Here is a 20,348-nt window from a genome sequence, read left to right as displayed (position 1 = left end):
ATGATTGATTTACAGTATACTTTTCTAACATTCAATTATGTTATTGATATCCCCTGGCTGCCAAGCAGGATATGGCCACACTACTCACAAAACCTGATAACTATGCTCGTTACCTCCGAAGATATTTACGATACCAAATCTTTGATTGACTACCTCGATAGACACCAAGACAGCCTAGCCATTAAGCCTGTCCACTTCGAGAAAGGCCACACCCTACTCACCCAAGGACAGCAAGTAGAGCAAGTGTTGTTCATCTTGGAGGGTGGCATCGTTTTGCACCGCCAAACCGTGCACGGCCGCCGTTTCCAGCTTGGTACCTACCAATACAATGGCTTTCTTGGACTAATGGAGCTCTTCTCTGAAAAGCCCTGCTTTTATACGGTATGCGCCAGCAGCAAATGCCGTGGATACCTCTTTGATGCGAAACAGTTAACACAGCTGATTTACCACACACCGGAGCTCGCCAAAATTGTATTCAAGCACATTACCTCGAAATGGTATCTATCTGTCGAAAAGATGACGCGAAATATGCTGCATACGATCAAATATTGCGTGATTGACGAATTGCTCGCGTTTGACGAACAGCAGCCGGGGGAAAAGTTATTTATCAACAAAACCCTTGAGTCTGAGCGATTGGGGACCAGCACCCGTGTATACAACAGAATTATCAAACAACTGCAGGTCGATGGAGCGATAGAAGTAGGCAGGAATTTTGTCCGCGTCAGCGAGCGGGGGCTGCTAGAAGAAATTATGGAGAAGGAAATTGATAAGTAGCTGGCCGATCCACGACCAGCTACTGGTTAGCAGACAACCAAAAACTTAATTCCAGCGCTCATGCTTGAGCAGGTCCTCGGTCGTGAAGTTTGGATAGGCCTGCTCCCACATCTTCAAACCGTTATATTCATCGCTTGAGTATTGCTCGAAGAAGGCGTCGAGATCGGCAATCATCTTCACGCGCAGCTCTTCGCGTGGTGGCTCGGATAAGTAACGCTCCCCCATCGGGCTGCTCAAATTATACCAATGGTCCTCGGGCTGCTTGTTGACTTCCGGGTTCGGGTAGTAACGTACCAGCTTCCAGTGCCCGTTCGAAATCATTCTCGAGTTGCCACGCTCAGCAAACTGGTACTCGCGCCAGTCGCGAACCCGCTCTCCTTTCAGCATCGGTAACAGGGTCTTACCCGGACCGTAGCTTGTATCGTACTGCTTATCACCCGCCGCCAAGTCCAGTACGGTTGCGTGCAGATCGATCAAGTCAACGAACTCACCACGCACCTGCTTTTGTCTTACATACTTTTCAGGACCGGACACCACAAACGGTATGCGAACGGTCTCTTCGTAATAGTTGTAAGGGAATGACGCATTCACTTTGCCGTATAACCCATACTGCCCCATCAACAGGCCGTGATCAGAGACAAACGCGATGACGGTATTGTCAAGCAGGTCACGTCCTTCAAGGCCATCGATCAGCTTACCTAGCTGATCATCGAGCAGGGTCACCGCAGCAAGGTATTGGGCCAAGGTTTCTTCGTGATTATCCGGCACTAACGTATAGTCACTCATGTGCTCGAGCACCGAGTTGCCACCAAAAGCCACCACCTTGTGTGCGATACCACGGTATTTCGTAACCAGACGCTCGGGGAGCCCTTCAAATGGGAAATGCGGCTCTACGTAATTGAGGCTGACAAAGAAAGGTTGCGTGCTTTGCTGATCGATAAATTTCAGCGTTTCGTCAGTCAGAAATTGTGCTTGAATACCCGTGTACTCCATGTTCTCGCCATCACTGGAGAACAAGACGGTACCTGAATGGAGGTACTGGTTTTTCCATCCCGCCTGCAGGGCATCATAGCTTAGCCAACGGTCAAAACCGCGAATCGGATCCTTGCTGTCAGTCGTGGCATGCCACTTACCAATCAAGGCCGTGCGGTAACCTTCGTCTTGCAAGCGTTCCGACAGCAGTTTCTCTGCCTCTAGCCAATCAGCATCGAATTTTGGGTCTTCGGCCAAAAAATCATACACCCCATGCTGCGAAGGCATTTTACCGGTATGAAACGATGCACGGGCCGCTGAACTGACCGGGGCTGGCGTCATTCCGTTTTCGAACCGAACACCGTTTTCAGCGAGATAATCTAAATTAGGTGTTTCAATGATGTCCTGGTTGCGAAAGCTGGTTGCCCACTGCCCTAGGTCATCAGCCATAATGACGATTATATTCGGCTGATCAGCGGTACTCGCACTTTCTGCGGCTTGTACAAGCGGCGAGCATGACAATGCCGCCAGTGCGCCCCCTTTGGCAATGGCGCTTAGTTTAAACATGACACGTACTCCATTTACTGCTGTTGAGATTCTTTCTTTTGGATGATTTGCATAATTGCTGCAGGTGGATAGTTGTGCAGGTAGAGCTTTTTCATCATCGCCAGATATGGTGATGCATGGTGAAAAAACGCTTTGTATCCTGGACAAAGATAATTGAGATCCGGCTTACCGGACGCAGAGATGGCAAAACGATGTTTTGGGCATCCACCGTGGCAAAGTGGGCGGTATTCGCAGCGGCGGCAGTCTTCACAGAGCGAGTCTGATTTTGCGGCCCCGAACCGCCGGTTAGCATCGCTGCGGTTCATTTCTGCGATAGTGAATTCGTGGATATTGCCCAACTTATACTCGGGGTACACATAGTGATCACAGCTATACAGGTCGCCGTTTGCCTCTAGGGCAAACGCACTGCCGCACTGTGGTGCAAACACACAGATTTGCGCAGGCTGGCCACATGCCAGGGCAAAGGTATTTTCAAACAGCTGGACAAAGACCTGACCAATATCATGCCTCACCCAGTGGTGGAATATCTGGCTCATAAACTGACCATAAGCCTTGGCATCGACGGACCAGTCACAGAGCTGCCCGGCGATTTTGCTCTCAGGGTTGATCAAGGTGAGCCCGCTAGCGGTAGCTTTGCTGGCTTTTCTTTCGACCAGAGGGATAAATTGCATGTGGCTGCTACCAAGTCCTTTGAGGTAGCGATAAACCGAGAGGGCATGATCAACATTGGCCCGGCTAACGACGGTTAAGGTATTAAATTCAACCTTGTACTGCTTGAGTAGTGATATCGCCGTCTCGACTTTGTGATGAGTCGCTTTTCCTGCACGGGTACGACGGTAAATATCATGTAGCTCAGCAGGCCCATCGATCGAGATACCAATCAAAAAGTTATGTTGCTTAAAAAAAGCACACCACTTTTTGTCGATTAAAATACCATTGGTTTGAAAGGTGTTGATGACTTTCTTGCCCCTGGCATACTCATGCTGCAACCGTACAGCCTGTTCAAAAAAAGCCAGTCCTCGTAGCGTTGGCTCTCCGCCCTGCCAGGCAAAAACTACTTCGTTACCACTTTGCGCCTCAATGTGCTGCAAGATATAGGCTGACAGTGTTTCGTCTCCCATCATCCAATCTTGTCCGCGTTCGGGGTACAGTTTTTCTTTTTCCAAGTAGAAGCAATAAGAACAATTAATATTGCATTTTGAGCCTGTCGGCTTCGCCATAACATGACAGCCCGAAGGGCTCCAGGTTTGTGTATTCATCTGCTACCACCAACGTTATGTATCGTTTGCGTGCGGATGTTAGGTAACTTCCAAACGAAGAAATAGGACATTTGTCCCTCTCGATAAAACTCTTTTTATACTGTGATTTTCAGCAACTTTTTCTCTTTTAATGTTCGTGCTCGCAGTAAAGCGCTTAAACATTTGCCATAATTTTTTCTACGCCGTTAATCAAGGAAGAAACAGGATTTACCGTATGAAAGACGAAACACTATCGATTCACAGTGGTTACGAAACCTGCCCCACAACCAAAGCAGTCGCTACCCCTATTTACCAAACTGTTGCCTATGAGTTTGATGATGCCCAGCATGGCGCTGATCTCTTTAATTTGGAAGTTCCGGGCAACATCTATACCCGAATAATGAACCCAACCAATGATGTACTGGAAAAACGCATGGCCGCATTGGAAGGCGGTATTGCCGGGCTTGCCGTCAGCGCAGGAAGCGCGGCGATCAACTATGCCGTCCAGACCCTAGCTGAGGCTGGCGATAACATTATTTCCACCCCGCAACTATACGGCGGTACCTACACCCTGTTCGCCCATATGTTACCCAAGCAAGGAATTGAGGTACGCTTTGCTCCTGATGATAAGCCAGAGAGCCTAGCAGCACTGATCGATGAAAATACCAAAGCCGTCTACTGCGAGAGTATCGGTAACCCGGCGGGCAATATTGTCGATTTAGAAAAAATTGCAGAGCTTGCCCACCAGCAGGGAGTACCGGTGATCGTCGACAACACAGTGGCTACCCCAGCCCTGTGCAAACCCATCGAGTTCGGTGCCGATATCGTGGTTCACTCCCTGACCAAATATGTCGGTGGTCATGGCACGACCCTTGGTGGGATGATCATTGATTCGGGTAAATTCCCTTGGGCCAAATTCAAAGACCGCTTTCCGGTATTAAACCAACCAGAAGCGTCGTATCATGGTGTCGTCTACACCGAAGCATTTGGCGATGCCGCCTTTATTGGCCGTGCCCGTACCGTACCATTACGCAATACCGGCTCTGCCTTATCACCGATGAATGCATTCATGCTGCTGCAAGGGCTGGAAACACTGCCGCTTCGCATGGAGCGCCATACCGAAAACGCGCTGAAAGTCGCGCAATACCTTAAACAGCACGATAAGGTGAGCTGGGTCAGCTACGCCGGGTTATCCGACTCTCCCTACTATCCACTTGCCGAAAAATATATGAAAGGAAAGCCGTCGGCAATTCTGTCTTTCGGACTGAAAGACGGTTATGACGCCGGGGTACGCTTCTACGACGCACTGAAAATCTTCAAGCGATTGGTGAATATCGGTGATGCAAAGTCGCTCGCCTGCCACCCCGCCTCCACGACCCACAGGCAGCTGAGTGAAAGCGAACAGGCTCTAGCTGGTGTCAGTCCAGAAATGATCCGCCTCTCTGTTGGCATCGAACACATCGACGATATTCTCGATGATCTGGAGCAGGCTCTAAACGCTTAGTCTCGCTAATTTTGAGGGTAACAGGGCTAAACGGCAAATTACGTTTTGTTTTTGCATGTTTAGCCCTATTCTATGTACAGGACAACAGAACAGGTGGACAGTAACTTGCCCTATTCAGTCAATGCCCATGACAACCTGAACATCATCAAAATAGCCACCTTCAACTTATGTAACTACCTTGCTCCGCCCGATGCCTTCTACGACTTCGAAAACATCTATTCAAAGGCGCAATGGGACAAGAAACAAGCATGGATCCAGGCCTATTTGGCTGAGCAGCAGCCGGATATCATCGGTTTTCAGGAAGTTTTCTCTGTTGAGTCATTAAAGGCGCTGGTCTTGCAGGCCGGCTACCCCTACTTCAGTGCCATCGATAAGCCAAACGTCATCGATGATTACATCTATGACAGTCCTGTTGTTGCCGTAGCATCTCGGTTTCCGATCACTGATGCAGCTGCTATTTTGCCGGAACCCACGCTCAATGCCCCACTAGGGCTAAATGACAACTTTGCATTTAGCCGTAAACCGCTCAGAGCAACTATTCAACTGCCGCAGATTGGTCCCTGCGACTGTTATGTCGCCCACTTCAAATCCAAAAGACCCATCGTCAGCGAAGGGTTTTCCCTGTCAAATACTCCTGACATTTCCGCTTTTGATCCAGCAGTTGACGACTTTCGCTCGCAAATTCTTGGTCAATGGGCCTCAACCCAACAACGGGTCGCAGAGGCTGCACAACTGCTTAATTCAATCTGGTTACGCAAAATGGAGTCTGAATATCCGGTTATTTTAATGGGCGACTTCAATGATGAATTAGAGACCAGCGGGTTGCATCACTTGCTGGCAGATGGTGGGCGACATAAAAAGGCGGCTTTTTCCGATGCTATCTCACAGCGTTACCGCCTTCAGCACAGTTGGCCACTGTTTCAAGCTAGCCTTTGCCATCGGGAAGCGCGCGACTGGGAGGCCAATGAATCAGTAGACGATCTTGCCGAACTCTCTATGCCGGTTACGATAAAACGCCCTGCCCCTTATACCTATTACTACGGAGCTGTAGGCATGGTGCTCGATTACATTTTGTTGAGCGGGGAATTTGATCCCAGCTTCAATGAGAGCCTGGCCGAAGTATACGATTACCATCTTTACGACCGCCACCTGATCAGCCCTTGCTACGATATAGACAGCCACAGTACTGATCATGCCATCGTGATGGTCACCGTCCGTATACGCCAATAAATACTGAAATAGCCACCGTAAAAGAGCGTCGAACTTTAATGCTCTAAAGTTACTCATTCCGCTCAACCTCGCGACAAAATGTAAGACACCCCTCACAATGCCATGCAAATCAATACAATCAACAAGCCATAAAGTGATCAATACTGCAAAACCGAAAGCGTTAAACCTTTAGTATTACGCCACTTTATTCATAAAAATCAAAAGTTAACATGAAAAAACACCTTTTAGCCTCAACCATTCTTGTTGCATTGAGCGGCCATGCCTTTGCCGCCGATGGCGACCTTGTTGATATCACAATTCTAGGGACATCTGACATTCACGGGCATTTCATGGCGTGGGATTACGCCAGTGATAAAGCCAATACCCGAGGTAGCTTGAGCCAAATCGCCACCAAAGTTAGAGAGGTCCGCGACCAAACTGACAACGTCATCTTGGTCGATGCGGGGGATACGATCCAAGGCAACTTTGTTGAAACCTTCAAAGATGAGCCGGTTGACCCTATGATGCTCGGTTTCAATGAAATGAACTACGACGTATGGGTACTGGGTAACCATGAGTTCGACTTTGGCCTCAAGGTACTCAACCGCTCGCTAACACAGTTTCAGGGAACCTCTTTGGCCGGTAACATCCAGCGAGCAGATGGCAACCCGTTCCTTCCTGCCTACACCATCATCGAAAGGCAAGGGATCAAGATTGGTGTCATCGGCATGGATACGCCAATGACACAGGTTTTCGCCGAAGGCACAAACCGCCTGGAGGGCATGACTTTTACTAACCCATCGCTCGAGGTAAAAAAAGTCATCAAGCAAATTGATGACAAAGTCGATGCCATTGTGCTTGTTGCCCATATGGGGCTTGATAACGAAAACAACATCGCGGCAACCGGTGTCACTGATATCGCCAACGACAACCCAGAGCTAGATGCCATTGTTGCTGGCCACATGCATACCCGTATCGACAAGGCTGTGGTAAATGGCGTTATTGTCACCGAGCCAGATAAATACGGCCGTGCCCTCTCCCGCATCGACCTCCAGTTTGAAGAAAAAAATGGCCAGTATACCTTGGTCAACAAAGACAGCTTTACCTACAAGATCAACGGTATCGATTCCGATCAAAAAATGGACGAGCTGTACTCCCCTTATCACAAAAGACTTCGTGAACAGGCAAATCGTGTGGTGGCTGAACTAACCGGTGTCGATCTTGTGCCACAAAATGAGTTCAGGGGGATCCCGCAGGTACATATCCAAGACACGGGCATCAGTACCCTGTTCCAGGAAGCCAGCATGTACTACGCGCCAAAGGCCAACGTCATTGCCTTACAGATTGATAATGACAATGCCGAGCTCAATGTAGGCCAAATCAAAGCCAAGGATATTGCTTACAACTACCAGTATGCAGGTGGGGAAATCACCGTCTACGAAATGACAGGTGCAGATCTGAAAACCTACATGGAGTGGTCAGCCGGTTACTTCAACAGTGTGACTCCAGGTGATGTCACCTACAGCTTCAACCCAGAGCGTCGTGCATCGAAGTATTCGACCAATGACTTCTTTGCCGGTGTGACCTACACCATCGATCTCACCCAGCCGCAAGGACAGCGCATCAAGGATCTTCATTTTGCTGACAGAACTGCAGTCACCGACACAACGCCGATCAGATTGGGCATGAACAGTTACCGCATGGGCCACCTGACAAAAGCCGGCGGTGTATTGGAAGGCAAATCATTCCCGGTATTGTTCGATACTGAAGCCGAATACGGCGAGGAAGAGGGTACCATCCGAAACCTCACCATCCGTTACCTGACCGACGTGAAACAGGGCAAGTACGAAGGCAAAGCAATGCAGCGCTGGGCTCTATCAGGCCTCGAAGGCTATGATAAAGAACGCGAAGTTGTCAAAAAACTGGTTAACGAAGGCAAGATTTCTGTGCCGACTAGCGAAGATGGCCGTTACACCAACATTGCGGCCATTAATGTCAAAGGGCTTCTCTTTGCCTCACGGAAGGATGCGTCTGCCTATATCAAGGCACAGGAACAACTGCTCAAGGCTGATGTCACTGCGCATCAGGCCGAAGCGATCGAACGAAATATCATCATTGCCAAAGCACTTAATCATATCTAGCGAAAAACCGTTTGAAAGAGTGCTTCGATGATCGCTCCTGACGTGTTCAGTATCGCAATATTTATCTGAAATAACCCACCGCAATAAAGCCCCCTGCCAATGGGGGCTTTAGTTTTTCCATCGACAATATAGGCCATCCAACTACTCATTTTGGCTTATTTACCATACACTTCTGTATAGCTTAATTATTATACCTGCCCCTGATAAGGAAATCACATGTCAAAAAAAGTCTATTGTATTGCCCAATTCAAGCCTAAAACCGGTCGCGAACAAGAGTTGTTTGCCGCCCTTCAGGCACTAGAGCCCAACACCCTGCGTGAGGATGGCTGTCTTCAATATATTGTGACCCGGCAGCTTCAGAGCCCTTTTGCCGCAGGGACTTCCATGCCAATCGCATTCAATGAAATCTGGTCAGATATCTCGGCTTTCGAAGCCCATTGCCAAAGAAAAGAAATCCAAGCTTTCTTTGCAATCCATTGCGAAGCTGAAAGCGGATCAGCCGAAGATTGGAACGTGTGTATTTACACCGATGAGCCTGATAACTTTGATGCGCCACAGCTAGGCTAAACCACGAGGTTACCTACCTTGAGACTTCTAAACGCCTCATGAAGTTGCAGTAAGCGCAATCTTGCGAACCCTTATCGCAACTCGCGAAGCTACGCTTACATGAGGCACTTACAGATATCTATACTCTTATGTCAGAACATCAGCAACCTGCCGTACCATCCAGATACACATTAGCCATCTTATTATTTGAAGGCTTCGACTTGCTCCAGGTATCAGCAGCTATTTCGCTATTCCACGCATTACCTGAAAAGTTCGAGATCCTGCTAATTTCAGAAAGCGGAGAGTCGGTGGCCAGTCAGCAACAAGTCGTGCTAAATGCAGACCTGAGTTATCAAGCATTAATGGCTTATGACATACTCTATGTGCCGGGCGGCAGTGGCATAGAAACAGTGACGGGCAGTGAACCGGTGGTCAGTTGGCTAGCAAAGCAATGTCGACACGATACCTTAGTATGCTCATCGTGTTTGGGCGCCGCACTGTTGGCGCAGGCGGGGCTGCTTGAAAATCACACGGCAACAACCAACAAACAGCATTTCCATTGGGTAACGCAATTTGGCAAACAGGTTAACTGGAGGCCTGTCGCGCGCTGGACACAAGACAAGCGAATTTTCACCTCATCCGGCAATACCGCCTGTTTAGATATGTTCATCGCAATCATTGCAGAATATCTCAATGAAGAAACGGCCAGAAAGCTTGCGATTGCCCTCGAGTACCTATGGATCAATGATCCGGAAGATGACCCATTCGCGCCGCTTCATATCGTGGAGTAACCCCGGCTCCTCAACACCCTTCTTGCCACATCACATGGCAGTCAGCGTTTTTAGCCGCTTGAAGCATTTCAATGAGCGGTGTAGCACGAGTATGGAGGCTGATCACTGGCTCCATATCTAACTCTGCCACATCGTCAACATCGCCAGCGTCTTCATCCGCAGCCTGCAGCTCCAGTTGGTGTAGCTTGTTTATTTCGCTGGTTAGCCGGCATAACGCATCATCGATGTCTTGGGGATCGAGTGCTCCCGGAATATTTTCGCAGTGCCCCATAAACCGGAGCATTTGTTTGGCTACATCACCGAACATGACAACGTTACCATGCACTTTACACTTAAAAGTCACTAGCATCTCTCGTACCTCTGCTTATCACGACGGGCATAAAAAAAGCCAGCAAACCCACCGGAAATTGCGCCAAACAAGTGGCTCTCGTAGCTAATCCACTCCCGGGTCGGTAAAAAACCCCATACCATTGAGCCATAGAAAAACATGACCAGGATGGCAATCGCAATAGATTTAACGCTGCGATACATGATGGCATACATCAGTAAATAGGCCCACAAGCCATAAATTATGCCACTCAATCCGATATGGTAGTGCATCCGGCCAAATAACCAGACTCCAAGACCACTCCCCAACCAGCTAATCATAAATATAGCTATCAGCCGGGCTAACCCGGTGCGGGTTAGCAGAAAAGCCAAGACAGAAAAAGAAAAGATATTACTGATCAGGTGCCCCCATGAGCCATGGAGGAAGGGATAGGCAATGATACCGGTAAAACCAGTAAAGTGACGTGGTAACAGGCCAAAATCAGACAGATAGCCGGCCGTAAGGATATTGAAGACATGGACAACCGTAATGACGACCACAACTGCCGCAATGAATTTAAATGAATCTTTGTCTTTCTCAGCCAGCTTCATCGCCTGTAACCATCAAATATAAGCAGCCTTATCTAATCATCCATCATTGGCGGCCATCTACCAAAAAGACTGTCTCGGTTTGTAATCAACATCAACCTTTTGCCGCTGTCTCTTGCCCGCGATAAGAAAATTCTTACCGAAAATGAGCCGGATCTGGTTTAACGTCTCACTGGCCAACAAGCGGCGCTCAGAGCTATGCCAGCAACGGTTGGTCGTCAATTTGACCGCTGCAATCGCATCCGGAGAGCCATTAATAATGGATTGGCACAACGCTTGGGCTCGTGCCATTGGCTGTGGCACCACTTCAGTGACTAAATTCAGCGCATTGGCTTGCCTGGCCTCGAGGATTTCCCCCGTCATCGTCAAGCGCATGGCGACATCTTTCGGCACCACTTCACGCAGAGACATCAAACCCGCCATATCCGGCATTAGGCCCCAGCGTATTTCCATTATCGACAGCTCAGCATCCGGTGCTGCAATTCGAAAATCAGCCCCCAGAACGATTTGCATTCCCCCGCCCCAGCACTTGCCTTCGATGACGGCTATCACCGGACAAGGAAGCTTGCGCCAGTTGCGCGATACACGCTGGGCCATATTGGCATTGCCTGGTAACCATTTCGCTAGCAGCGATATAGCATTCGACCGTGATGTCACCACACTTTTGACATCAAGGCCGCTGCTGAAATTGCCACCCGCCCCACGGACAATAACTGCACGAACGTCCTTTCGCTTGCGAAGATCACGGCTAACTTTGTCCAATTCACGGAACAAAGGCATATCCAAAGCGTTGCACTTATCTGGCCTATTGAGTACAACAGTGACGACACCGTCCTTCTCTTCAACCAGCAATCGTGTCCATGACATAAGCACTCCTTTATGTGGTCAGTCCAGTTACACCATAGACATTAACACAATTTCAACAAAGCACCGCATTGGAAATTCATCTTTGTGGCGGCACAAAACCTTTTTTTTCGGCATAGAGTCGCCACTCAGAGGCCGTAGAGGAAGATATTGGCTCAATGGTATCAACACTTGCCGCTATATTTCCGCCGGAACAGGTCGTTCCCGTGGGTTCTATCGAAGCTCTGAACACGGGATAACTGTGGGTGCTGGAAATACACCACTCGGCATCCATCTTGCCACCTTTGCTGGTACAGATATCGGCCATAAAGCGCTGGAATTCCTCTATCGACCCCTTCCCCTCATCTAAGCACCACAAGCGCTTGTAATGAATATAGCCGTCACGGGGATGATACACCTTGCCAGGTAACAGTGAGGTAAAATCCCACCCTCCCCCTCTTGTTGCGTTAACGTACTGCGCAGAAAGGCTGGCAATGTCTTTGCTATCATCAATTGTGGGTTTGGCATAATGCTGGCTTCCACAAGCTTGTACCAGACTACAACCAAGCAGTACCACAAAAAATTTGCCCATGTATTCACCTTACCTACTGATTATGACACAGTGCGATAGAATCGAATCAAACATCAATATTGAAGCTTTATTTGTCAGTGGGTTACGTTGTATTAACTATTCATTAAGCATAGTGAGAATTTCCAGTTACCTCTATCTCATTTATTCTTAATCTTATTGGAATACCTAAGTTCTTTCGGTATGTCATGATCAAGCAACATCCAGGTCGGTTTTGTCGCCACCCTCTGTTTACACATGAGCAATCACATCAAGCTAAGCTATGCTTGAACAAATAAAGTTAAAAGTGTGATGTGAGTCAGGTATGTACTTAGAACCCCAATCAAGATTGTTAATCGCTGACACTGCCGAAGTATTGGATGCTTTTCTAGACAACGGATTGCATAAAGAGTATGAAATTTATTGCCAGTTTCCACATAGTTTTCATCTTCAGAATAAACTGAAAAATTTATCTCCCCTCGCTGTCGAATTTAACGACGGTGTAATCATATGCGATCAGCAAACCTGAATACATTAATTAAAATCACTCGACTAATGCTGCAGGTGAGAGATGACTAAACAAATAATAATATTACTTTTTATATTTCTTTCAGCATGCACAAAAGAAGTTATTACAGACTTCAACTCAGCGGTTGACTATTCGAGTTACAAAACCTACGAATTCGCTAAATTTGCTACAACACAGGCAACAACCCTTGATGGAAAGCGTATAGAAGATGCTATACGAACTGAGCTTTACACCAAAGGGATTACTAACGTGACAGAAAAGGGTGACTTATTAGTTAGGCACTTTATTGAAGAACATAGTGACTTCCAGACTTATGGCACCTCTCTAGGATTAGGCTACCATCACCGAAATGTGGGTATTGCTTACTCTACTCCAACACCAATTAGAGAGTATCGATATGGCAAAATAGTCATTGAATTGATAGACCCTAAGACCAACCTCGTCATTTGGCGCTCAGCGTCCCAACGCCGCCTCACCGACGCCATGACCCCGTCATCCAGAAAAATATTTATCGAAAGCCAAATCAATGAAATATTTAAAGAATTTCCGCCAAATTAAATTATAATTATAATTATATTCCCACACCAGTTATTATCAACTATAAGACAAAAATTAAAAACACCAGCACAAAATCAACTGTGTGCATATATTCTTACTTTTGAGACAACGCCTCAAAATTAATAAAAATCATATTTATTAGAAATCATGCACTTACAAAAAACATGCAGTTAAAAAAATAAATACCACAAAAAAACACAAAATTTGCTTTTGATTTTTTGTTTCCTCTTACTAAATTTACATTGTCGGAAGACAAATTTTTACAAACATCTTTGCTATCAAGGGAGTTACACCATGAAATCATTTAAGCAGTTCCTTATTGATTTTTATCGTGATGAAGAAGGACTAACAACAGTCGAATACGCAGTGGCAGGCGCACTGGTAGCTGCCGCGGTGGTAACGGCGTTTTCTGAGTTAGGTGGGGAAGTAGAAACGACAATCAGTGGTCTTAAAGATGAATTAGCTACTGCTAATAGTGGCTCATAAAACGTTATTCGCGGAAAACGGAATATACCATGAGTCTGCCCATAATTATTTTGGTATTCTACGCTGCACTATATGATATTAAGTATTCCAAAATACCAAATTATTTAGTGTTGTCCATTGTGGTAATTGGGACCATCCAATTAACTTATAACTCGGACATCACAAGTTCAATAAGTGCGGCTCCAATATTTTTCGCAATATCAGGTATATTTGTTGGACTTTCAATCTGTATAATTCTGTTTTATATCGGTCTTTTCGGCGCTGGAGATGCTAAACTTTTAGCATCTCTAGGCATTTTCTTCGGCCCATCAAACATAATTATACTTATTGCTGTTGCAGTCGGCTTTGCCGGGCTGCTATCCCTTTCAAGATTATCCTGCTACGGCGAACTAACACCAATGCTGTCACGTTGGTGCCAGTCGATAAAACTCGGATGCTATCTCAAGCCCGAAGCCAATACTACCGCAAGCAGTGCTGTACCTATGGGAGGGGCTATTTTACTCGCAACAGTATTTTGTGAATTTTACTTGTTCTAGCGGTTTACCTCATCTCGCTAAGGAGTGGTCATGGGTATCGATTTGTCAATACTTAAAAAAAGGCCCAAGTCACAGTCAAACACACTGACTCTCAAGCCGAAAACGCTAGAGCAAACTGGCCTTCCTGCTCGTTTACTCGAAACCCTTATTATTAAGCACCTTTCCCAAGTGACTGACGATGATGTCGTCGGCCTGTCAAAAAAACTAGGGTTATCAGGCAATATCATCGAGCAAATATTGCAAAAACAAAAGTCAGAAGCGTATGTCGAAGTTCGCTCCGATGGGCGATTTTCCGCCAGTATTCGCTACGGCCTCACCAACAAAGGGCGAAACCTGGCACAGCATGAGATCCAGCGTGACGGTTATCTAGGTCCTGCCCCCATCTCATTGCCCCACTACAAGGCACTGGTCCTCAGCCAGACCACCAAGGAAGAACTGGTCACCCCTGACATACTATGCAACGGGCTGAATGATTTGATCCTACCCAACGACATTATCGGCACAGTCGGGCCTGCACTCAATTCCGGGCGGGCGATCTTTATCTACGGCTTGCCCGGCACGGGGAAAACCTATATATCACGAAGACTCATCCGGCTTTTCAAGTCACAAGTCTTTGTTCCCTATTCGATTTGCATTGGCAATCAGATTATTCAGCTATTCGACCCTATCATCCACAAGCCGATACAGAGTCAGGAAGAATCCTTGCTACTAGATGACGGCTACGACAATCGACTAGTGAAATGCCAGCGGCCGGAAGTCGTTGTCGGGGGAGAGCTCACTGCTGATATGCTTGAAGTTACCGTTGACCCAAGCCATAAAATCAATCGGGCGCCCCTTCAGATGAAAGCCAACAACGGCATACTTCTCATTGATGATCTTGGCAGGCAGAAGGTCTCTGTCGATGCCATCCTCAACCGCTGGATTATTCCGCTGGAAGAAAAGATCGACTACTTATCGCTAAGTTCTGGCGATCACTTTGACATCCCTTTCGAGCAAGTATTGGTGTTCTCATCAAACATCCATCCGGCCAAGCTTGCTGATGACGCTTTTCTCCGGCGAATAGGCTACAAAATCAACTTCGGGCCCATATCCGCGGACGATTACACCACGCTGTGGCACAACGAGTGCGACAGACATCAACTTACTACCACGGCAGACGTATTAGAGTATGTTTTCGAGCAGCTTCACAGGCCCTATGCCGTTCCTCTACTGCCTTGTTACCCGCGAGATTTGGTCGCCATGTGCAGTAACCAAATTCAGTTTTACCAGCATCAACCGATCATCACCCCAGAATTAATGCAAACTGTCTGGGATTGCTATTTTGTCAACGATGAGCAGGAGGTAACATCTCATGAATAACGGCAAACTGCTGCTAATGCTTTCTGTATCTGTCGCAATGGGGTTTGGTGCCTTACTGCTTGCTAATAACTGGATAGAGAAAAAACAAGCCGCCACCCCCCCTGTGGCTTCAGAGCCCGAACGCATAGAAGTCATCAAAGAGGTGATCAAAGAGCAGCCGAGAGTTGCACGTGTCGTCGCACAACAGAATATTCCCTTAGGCACACCACTCGAGGCCAAACACCTAAAGCTTGAATACTACCCTGAGGAGCTGGTTGCTCAAACCGGCTACCCACAACTGTCCGATGTGATTGGGAAATTGGCGCGCAATGAGATTTTTGCTGGCGATATATTGCGCTCAGAACGGTTAGTCTCGCCGGGCGAAGGCACAACGCTGGCAGCACTTATCTCCCCCAACATGCGCGCAGTCACAATCCGGGTCAACGACGTCATCGGGGTCGCCGGTTTCCTGTTGCCCGGCGATTATGTTGATGTGATTTATGCCCAAGAAAAAATCAGCCGAGCTCAAACTGTCTTAAAAAAAATCAAAATCTTAGCAGTCGACCAAACAGCTAGAACGGACGAATCCAAACCGATTATTGTCCGCGCGGTCACTCTCGAGCTCACCCCCAAACAGGCCGAATCGCTGATCACCGCTAAGTCTAAAGGCGAGCTACAACTTTCATTGCGTAACCCTAATGACCCAGAAGAAAAACCTAAGGTTTACCAAAGAACCACTGACAGCGTCACCATTATCAAAGGAACCGACACCAGTCGTGTGAGTGTTCGTATTTAGCGGGCCTTTCAAGGAAGCATAAGATATGGAAAGCAATCAGAACTCATTAACATTATCTAGGTCATTACTCGTTGTTATAGTAGTGCTTTTTTCTTTGTTACTCAGCAGTGAAGGTTTTGCTGCAAGAACGCAGTCAATAGCAGTGCCTCAGCATAAGTCTCGGCTGATCGAAATCCCGGGTAGTGCAAAAAAAATCTCTATCGGGAATCCGGACGTAGCAGACATCCTCATTCTTCGTTCCAATAAAATCTATGTACTGGGTAAAGCGCTCGGCACTACCAATGTTATCGTTTGGGATTCACGTGGCAGACTCATCACAGTATTGGACGTTGAAGTCACACACGATTTAAATGCCTTAAAAGCAAAACTGTATGAATTCATGCCGCAAGAGAAAATCTCGGTCTATACCAGCCAAAACAAGCTCGTACTAGGCGGCGACGTTTCCAGTGCAGAAAAAATTGCCATGGCTGAGGAAATTGCGAATACTTTCACAGGCAAAGACACCGGGATCATCAACCTGATGAACGTCGGCGGCTCACACCAGATCATGCTTGAAGTCACTGTCGCTGAAGTTCAACGTTCACTGATCAGAGAATTTGACTCTAATTTTGTCTTCGCCCGCAATAACAGCAACTGGACTTGGGGTACGGTCAATGGTGGTGCCAGTATTCCGGTGGTCCCACCTGTTGACGATGCAGGAAATATCATAACTGAAATAATCTCTGCTCCTCTAAACATTGAAGATAATGGCCTGTTCGCCAGTTATCTCAGCGGCAGTACCCTTTTTAGCGCCGCATTTAGTATCGCCAAAACCAATGGGCTGGCAAAAGTGCTTGCCGAACCAACCTTGACTGCACTTAGCGGTGAAAGTGCTGAATTTTTATCAGGTGGTGAATTCCCAATCCCCGTACCCAACGATGAAAATATTACAATTGAATTCAAGGAGTTCGGTGTCGGATTGCAATTTGTTCCGACCGTTTCATCCAGTGACAGTATCAACCTTGCACTTAACATTGAAGTCAGTGAAATCACCAACCAAAACGCTGTCACTGTCTCGCCGAGCGGGACCGCTTCCCAGTTTTTTGTGCCTGCCCTGTCTAAGCGCAGCGCGAAGACCACCGTCGAGCTTGGCAATGGCCAAACCATCGGGATTGCCGGCTTATTGAATGAAACGGTTACAGATGTTGTCGACAAGCTCCCCGGCTTGGGAGATCTCCCTGTCATCGGCCAACTTTTTCGTAGCCAATCATTTCGTAAGGGTGAAACTGAACTGGTAATTTTAGTTACTCCAAGACTTGCCAAGCCGGTGCGTAGACAAGATCTCACCCTGCCGACAGACAGTTTTGTCGAGCCTAATGATTGGGAGTTTTATCTATTGGGCCGCATGAGCGAGCTAAAACAAAGTAATGAAAACAACGCATACCGTCAGGCAACACCGACATCTTCTGTGACGCTTTCGCCAAGTGCGGGCTCTGAGGGGCAATTTGGCCACAGCTTGTAAAGATAGCTAGAGGGATAAACAAAATGAATATCAATTACGTGACAATTGCAGCCCTAGTTTTTTGCCACGCCTCTTGGAGCGGTGAACCCGCATTGGGCAACAGCTTAAATAAAATGGTCAGAATGCAAACAGTTGATCCTCTGGCCGAGAACAGGGTGCCATTGGGTTCACCGACGTTCAGCGGCAAAAAAGCCAGTAAATCATTTCTCCTCGAGAAAAAAGGCACTGAACAGAAGAAAGTGAAGAGCAAAGACATCATTAGTGGCATAGGCGATTGATAATTTTTCATCGTTAGCAGCAGGAATAGAACTATGAGAGCCAAAACCAGATATAGCCGACCCAGCAAACAAAAAGGTGTGGTTGTTGTATTCGCCACACTAGCAATGGCGGTACTCATTGGCGCAGGCGCCTTGGCTCTCGACGTCGGCAACCTTGTTTTGTCCAAAGGTAAACTGCAGAATCTTGCTGATTCAGCCGCGCTAAGTGCTGCCAAAACCATCGATTTAGGCGGCACACAAGCAGATGCAATTACAGCTGGAACTCAAGCCATTAACGATAACCTTAGTTATGACGGTTACACGGCTATTGAACTCGACAATGCAACGATAGCTTTCGAGTTCTCCGAAAACCTTCCTTTTGATCCAAGTACCGCGACAACAGATTCACCCTATGTCAGAGTTCGCATCGAAAATGTCGATATTCCGGACTTCTTAGTCTCGATAATGAAAATTGACTTAAGCACCAGAGCTTCTGCGGTCGCTGGGCCAAGTTCTAGTCTGGGCCGCTCATGCAATATTGTCCCCTTGAGTATCTGTGCTGGAGATGATTCCAGCGAAAACAACATCGCTGGGTATTCCACTGAGACTCTCCACGTGCTCAAGGCTTCGTCAACAAATCCATCGGACTTAGGCCCAGGTAATTTTATGCCTATCACCCTCACCGATGCTGACGGCAATCCCCAAACCGGTGCCGATGCGTACCGCGAGGCTTTAGCTGGCAAATACGACAGTTGCCTTACCCTTAAAGAAGGCGAACAAATCACTACAGAAACCGGTAATATGGTCGGCCCCACCCTAGCCTTAGATTCACGGTTTGAAGGCTTTAAAGTGCCCGGCCTGAAAGATGAGGACTATATACCAGATATCAATTCCGAGTATGATAAAGACAACATAGCAGCGGTAATGCTGAACCCCGAAACTAACAAATATGAGCCTAACAAAACAGCCGGTGATCTCTACAGTTATTCGGATTACATGGGAAAATATGAATCACAGAATTATGAGTCCTGCCTCAATTCATCTTCTTGCCAAGAAAAAGGTTATTTCCGCCGAATAGTAACCGTTCCTATTTTAGACTGCAGTACCGCCTCAAAGAATGGCGGCAGGATGGAAGTTGAGCTTAAAGGACTCGGGTGTTTTTTCATCTCACAACCAGTAAGCGAAACCACCACGATCGATGATAATTCAGGCAACGGTGATGGCTCTTGGATCATCGGGGAATTCATCAAAGACTGCAGAAACAACAGCGGCAACGCAAGCAATGAGCCGAATGAAGAAGGTCCTTACAAGATAGTGCTTTTTGCCGACCCTGACAGCGGGGACTCATAATGAAAACTCAAAGTCAACAAAGCGGAGTCGCGATGGTCGAGTTTACCATCTTGCTACCTTTTTTCCTGCTGCTGCTGCTGTCGCTGGTAGAGTTAGGGCGAGCTTTTTACACTTACGCCGAATTAGAGAAAATAAGTAGAGATTCGGCCAGATTCCTATCAGGCGAATTCAAAGGCACAGACGGCTTATATACGTTAGATGACAGCAATATCACATTGACTAAAAACCTCGCGGTGTATGGCTCCATCAACGGAGGGACGGAAGCTATCATTCCCGCTCTGAGCACATCCCAAGTTGAAGTAACCCTGACCGGAAATTATGTAAAAGTTGAGATAAAATACCCATATCAACCCGTTATGAGCTTCATACCGGGATACTTCACAGGAAAAGATATCGATCTTAATTTTACCTTGGTCTCCTCTTACTCAATGAGGGTTCTGTGATGATCAGTTTAAAGAATAATAAACAGCATGGCAGTACCTTAGTCGAATTTTCAATCGTTGCTTCGCTGTTCTTTCTCCTGATATTTGCCATTATCGAATTTGGACGCTTGCTTTTTACTTGGCATGCTTTGAACGAAACCTCGCGCCGAACTGCTCGTTTAGCAACAGTCTGTCAAGTGTCAGCTACTGAGCAACAAGATACCCTGCTCGCGGCGATCATTGATAACGTTCCCCTGCCCGGTTTCACCATCAACAATATTGAAGTTAACTACCTCGATAGCTTAGGCCAAACAATTACTGAAGATGTCACCCAAACCGTCAATTTCAATCAAATTGAGTTTGTCGAGGCGAGGATTACTAATTATCAAATTTCATTATTGATCCCGCTGTTTGATCTTACATTTACAGCTCCTGATTTTCGCACACTACTACCGAGAGAGAGCCTCGGCGTTACACGGACCGGATTCACTGACTGCTAGGGTGGAA

At 47.1% G+C, this 20,348-nt stretch carries 22 protein-coding genes; 16 read left to right on the top strand and 6 right to left on the bottom strand.

Annotated elements, in window-relative coordinates; genetic code table 11:
• The first annotated feature begins 102 nt into the window (after positions 1-102).
• Positions 103-774 (top strand): Crp/Fnr family transcriptional regulator, encoded by a 672-nt coding sequence (locus PTW35_RS21455; RefSeq protein WP_281028898.1) that lies wholly within the window; start codon positions 103-105, stop codon positions 772-774.
• A gap of 45 nt (positions 775-819) precedes the next feature.
• Here the strand turns inward: PTW35_RS21455 and PTW35_RS21450 are convergent, their stop codons facing one another.
• Positions 820-2,313 (bottom strand): sulfatase-like hydrolase/transferase, encoded by a 1,494-nt coding sequence (locus tag PTW35_RS21450; RefSeq protein WP_281028897.1) that lies wholly within the window; start codon positions 2,311-2,313, stop codon positions 820-822.
• 14 nt (positions 2,314-2,327) lie between these two features.
• Positions 2,328-3,572, bottom strand: coding sequence for an anaerobic sulfatase maturase (locus tag PTW35_RS21445; protein WP_281028896.1), 1,245 nt, complete (start codon positions 3,570-3,572; stop codon positions 2,328-2,330).
• Between the two features lie 214 nt (positions 3,573-3,786).
• Between PTW35_RS21445 and PTW35_RS21440 the strand changes: the two genes are divergently transcribed.
• The 5 genes from PTW35_RS21440 to PTW35_RS21420 all read left to right on the top strand — a co-directional run bounded on the left by PTW35_RS21440 (position 3,787) and on the right by PTW35_RS21420 (position 9,742).
• Entirely contained in the window at positions 3,787-5,055 is a 1,269-nt protein-coding gene (locus PTW35_RS21440) for an O-acetylhomoserine aminocarboxypropyltransferase/cysteine synthase (RefSeq protein ID WP_281028895.1), read from the top strand.
• A gap of 72 nt (positions 5,056-5,127) precedes the next feature.
• Complete coding sequence (locus PTW35_RS21435) at positions 5,128-6,285, top strand: endonuclease/exonuclease/phosphatase family protein (protein WP_281028894.1); 1,158 nt, start codon at positions 5,128-5,130, stop codon at positions 6,283-6,285.
• Between the two features lie 209 nt (positions 6,286-6,494).
• Positions 6,495-8,405 carry a metallophosphoesterase gene (locus PTW35_RS21430; protein ID WP_281028893.1) on the top strand — a complete coding sequence of 637 codons (1,911 nt, stop codon included), beginning with the start codon at positions 6,495-6,497 and terminating at the stop codon, positions 8,403-8,405.
• Between the two features lie 216 nt (positions 8,406-8,621).
• The gene (locus PTW35_RS21425) at positions 8,622-8,972 is read left to right on the top strand and encodes a putative quinol monooxygenase (protein ID WP_281028892.1); all 351 of its coding nucleotides are present in this window, start codon (positions 8,622-8,624) and stop codon (positions 8,970-8,972) included.
• Between the two features lie 128 nt (positions 8,973-9,100).
• Positions 9,101-9,742 (top strand): DJ-1/PfpI family protein, encoded by a 642-nt coding sequence (locus PTW35_RS21420; protein WP_281028891.1) that lies wholly within the window; start codon positions 9,101-9,103, stop codon positions 9,740-9,742.
• Between the two features lie 10 nt (positions 9,743-9,752).
• On the opposite strand, the gene PTW35_RS21415 is transcribed toward PTW35_RS21420, so the two are convergent.
• The 4 genes from PTW35_RS21415 to PTW35_RS21400 all read right to left on the bottom strand — a co-directional run bounded on the left by PTW35_RS21415 (position 9,753) and on the right by PTW35_RS21400 (position 12,092).
• The gene (locus tag PTW35_RS21415; protein WP_281028890.1) at positions 9,753-10,091 is read right to left on the bottom strand and encodes a DUF1840 domain-containing protein; all 339 of its coding nucleotides are present in this window, start codon (positions 10,089-10,091) and stop codon (positions 9,753-9,755) included.
• Positions 10,085-10,660 (bottom strand): rhomboid family intramembrane serine protease, encoded by a 576-nt coding sequence (locus PTW35_RS21410; RefSeq protein ID WP_044621180.1) that lies wholly within the window; start codon positions 10,658-10,660, stop codon positions 10,085-10,087. Before PTW35_RS21410 ends, PTW35_RS21415 begins: the two co-directional genes overlap by 7 nt.
• A gap of 57 nt (positions 10,661-10,717) precedes the next feature.
• Positions 10,718-11,524 (bottom strand): crotonase/enoyl-CoA hydratase family protein, encoded by an 807-nt coding sequence (locus tag PTW35_RS21405; protein WP_281028889.1) that lies wholly within the window; start codon positions 11,522-11,524, stop codon positions 10,718-10,720.
• Positions 11,525-11,600: 76 nt separating this feature from the next.
• A complete protein-coding gene (locus tag PTW35_RS21400) occupies positions 11,601-12,092 on the bottom strand; it encodes a hypothetical protein (RefSeq protein WP_044621182.1) in 492 nt (163 codons plus the stop codon).
• 547 nt (positions 12,093-12,639) lie between these two features.
• On the opposite strand from PTW35_RS21400, the gene PTW35_RS21395 reads away from it, so the two are divergent.
• The 10 genes from PTW35_RS21395 to PTW35_RS21350 all read left to right on the top strand — a co-directional run bounded on the left by PTW35_RS21395 (position 12,640) and on the right by PTW35_RS21350 (position 20,341).
• Entirely contained in the window at positions 12,640-13,155 is a 516-nt protein-coding gene (locus PTW35_RS21395) for a DUF4136 domain-containing protein (protein WP_281028888.1), read from the top strand.
• A 294-nt stretch (positions 13,156-13,449) separates the two neighbouring features.
• Positions 13,450-13,641: a Flp family type IVb pilin gene (locus PTW35_RS21390; protein WP_281028887.1), complete on the top strand. Its 192-nt coding sequence runs from the start codon at positions 13,450-13,452 to the stop codon at positions 13,639-13,641.
• A gap of 29 nt (positions 13,642-13,670) precedes the next feature.
• On the top strand, positions 13,671-14,177 hold the full coding sequence (locus PTW35_RS21385; RefSeq protein ID WP_281028886.1) for an A24 family peptidase: 507 nt from the start codon (positions 13,671-13,673) through the stop codon (positions 14,175-14,177).
• 30 nt (positions 14,178-14,207) lie between these two features.
• A complete protein-coding gene (locus PTW35_RS21380; RefSeq protein WP_281028885.1) occupies positions 14,208-15,536 on the top strand; it encodes an AAA family ATPase in 1,329 nt (442 codons plus the stop codon).
• Positions 15,529-16,311, top strand: coding sequence for a Flp pilus assembly protein CpaB (gene cpaB / locus PTW35_RS21375; RefSeq protein WP_281028884.1), 783 nt, complete (start codon positions 15,529-15,531; stop codon positions 16,309-16,311). Before PTW35_RS21380 ends, cpaB begins: the two co-directional genes overlap by 8 nt.
• A 25-nt stretch (positions 16,312-16,336) precedes the next feature.
• Positions 16,337-17,812, top strand: a complete 1,476-nt coding sequence (locus tag PTW35_RS21370; protein ID WP_281028883.1) for a type II and III secretion system protein family protein — start codon at positions 16,337-16,339, stop codon at positions 17,810-17,812.
• Between the two features lie 23 nt (positions 17,813-17,835).
• Complete coding sequence (locus tag PTW35_RS21365; protein WP_281028882.1) at positions 17,836-18,090, top strand: hypothetical protein; 255 nt, start codon at positions 17,836-17,838, stop codon at positions 18,088-18,090.
• A 33-nt stretch (positions 18,091-18,123) separates the two neighbouring features.
• Positions 18,124-19,419, top strand: coding sequence for a Tad domain-containing protein (locus PTW35_RS21360; RefSeq protein WP_281028881.1), 1,296 nt, complete (start codon positions 18,124-18,126; stop codon positions 19,417-19,419).
• Complete coding sequence (locus PTW35_RS21355; protein WP_281028880.1) at positions 19,419-19,862, top strand: TadE/TadG family type IV pilus assembly protein; 444 nt, start codon at positions 19,419-19,421, stop codon at positions 19,860-19,862. The genes PTW35_RS21360 and PTW35_RS21355 overlap by 1 nt, the downstream gene beginning before the upstream one ends.
• A complete protein-coding gene (locus PTW35_RS21350; RefSeq protein WP_281029120.1) occupies positions 19,862-20,341 on the top strand; it encodes a TadE/TadG family type IV pilus assembly protein in 480 nt (159 codons plus the stop codon). Before PTW35_RS21355 ends, PTW35_RS21350 begins: the two co-directional genes overlap by 1 nt.
• Positions 20,342-20,348 lie beyond the last annotated feature (7 nt).

It is taken from the genome of Photobacterium sp. DA100, assembly GCF_029223585.1.
GTDB lineage: Bacteria > Pseudomonadota > Gammaproteobacteria > Enterobacterales > Vibrionaceae > Photobacterium.
Note: the sequence above shows the minus strand (reverse complement) of the source record. Positions and strands in the feature narration are given on the sequence as shown.

What these genes read in the sequence shown, in the direction of transcription:
- PTW35_RS21455 (WP_281028898.1), top strand. Translation starts at nt 103, where the DNA reads ATGCTCGTTACCTCCGAAGATATTTACGATACCAAATCTTTGATTGAC.
- PTW35_RS21450 (WP_281028897.1), bottom strand. Translation starts at nt 2,313, where the DNA reads ATGTTTAAACTAAGCGCCATTGCCAAAGGGGGCGCACTGGCGGCATTG.
- PTW35_RS21445 (WP_281028896.1), bottom strand. Translation starts at nt 3,572, where the DNA reads ATGAATACACAAACCTGGAGCCCTTCGGGCTGTCATGTTATGGCGAAG.
- PTW35_RS21440 (WP_281028895.1), top strand. Translation starts at nt 3,787, where the DNA reads ATGAAAGACGAAACACTATCGATTCACAGTGGTTACGAAACCTGCCCC.
- PTW35_RS21435 (WP_281028894.1), top strand. Translation starts at nt 5,128, where the DNA reads ATGTACAGGACAACAGAACAGGTGGACAGTAACTTGCCCTATTCAGTC.
- PTW35_RS21430 (WP_281028893.1), top strand. Translation starts at nt 6,495, where the DNA reads ATGAAAAAACACCTTTTAGCCTCAACCATTCTTGTTGCATTGAGCGGC.
- PTW35_RS21425 (WP_281028892.1), top strand. Translation starts at nt 8,622, where the DNA reads ATGTCAAAAAAAGTCTATTGTATTGCCCAATTCAAGCCTAAAACCGGT.
- PTW35_RS21420 (WP_281028891.1), top strand. Translation starts at nt 9,101, where the DNA reads ATGTCAGAACATCAGCAACCTGCCGTACCATCCAGATACACATTAGCC.
- PTW35_RS21415 (WP_281028890.1), bottom strand. Translation starts at nt 10,091, where the DNA reads ATGCTAGTGACTTTTAAGTGTAAAGTGCATGGTAACGTTGTCATGTTC.
- PTW35_RS21410 (WP_044621180.1), bottom strand. Translation starts at nt 10,660, where the DNA reads ATGAAGCTGGCTGAGAAAGACAAAGATTCATTTAAATTCATTGCGGCA.
- PTW35_RS21405 (WP_281028889.1), bottom strand. Translation starts at nt 11,524, where the DNA reads ATGTCATGGACACGATTGCTGGTTGAAGAGAAGGACGGTGTCGTCACT.
- PTW35_RS21400 (WP_044621182.1), bottom strand. Translation starts at nt 12,092, where the DNA reads ATGGGCAAATTTTTTGTGGTACTGCTTGGTTGTAGTCTGGTACAAGCT.
- PTW35_RS21395 (WP_281028888.1), top strand. Translation starts at nt 12,640, where the DNA reads ATGACTAAACAAATAATAATATTACTTTTTATATTTCTTTCAGCATGC.
- PTW35_RS21390 (WP_281028887.1), top strand. Translation starts at nt 13,450, where the DNA reads ATGAAATCATTTAAGCAGTTCCTTATTGATTTTTATCGTGATGAAGAA.
- PTW35_RS21385 (WP_281028886.1), top strand. Translation starts at nt 13,671, where the DNA reads ATGAGTCTGCCCATAATTATTTTGGTATTCTACGCTGCACTATATGAT.
- PTW35_RS21380 (WP_281028885.1), top strand. Translation starts at nt 14,208, where the DNA reads ATGGGTATCGATTTGTCAATACTTAAAAAAAGGCCCAAGTCACAGTCA.
- cpaB (WP_281028884.1), top strand. Translation starts at nt 15,529, where the DNA reads ATGAATAACGGCAAACTGCTGCTAATGCTTTCTGTATCTGTCGCAATG.
- PTW35_RS21370 (WP_281028883.1), top strand. Translation starts at nt 16,337, where the DNA reads ATGGAAAGCAATCAGAACTCATTAACATTATCTAGGTCATTACTCGTT.
- PTW35_RS21365 (WP_281028882.1), top strand. Translation starts at nt 17,836, where the DNA reads ATGAATATCAATTACGTGACAATTGCAGCCCTAGTTTTTTGCCACGCC.
- PTW35_RS21360 (WP_281028881.1), top strand. Translation starts at nt 18,124, where the DNA reads ATGAGAGCCAAAACCAGATATAGCCGACCCAGCAAACAAAAAGGTGTG.
- PTW35_RS21355 (WP_281028880.1), top strand. Translation starts at nt 19,419, where the DNA reads ATGAAAACTCAAAGTCAACAAAGCGGAGTCGCGATGGTCGAGTTTACC.
- PTW35_RS21350 (WP_281029120.1), top strand. Translation starts at nt 19,862, where the DNA reads ATGATCAGTTTAAAGAATAATAAACAGCATGGCAGTACCTTAGTCGAA.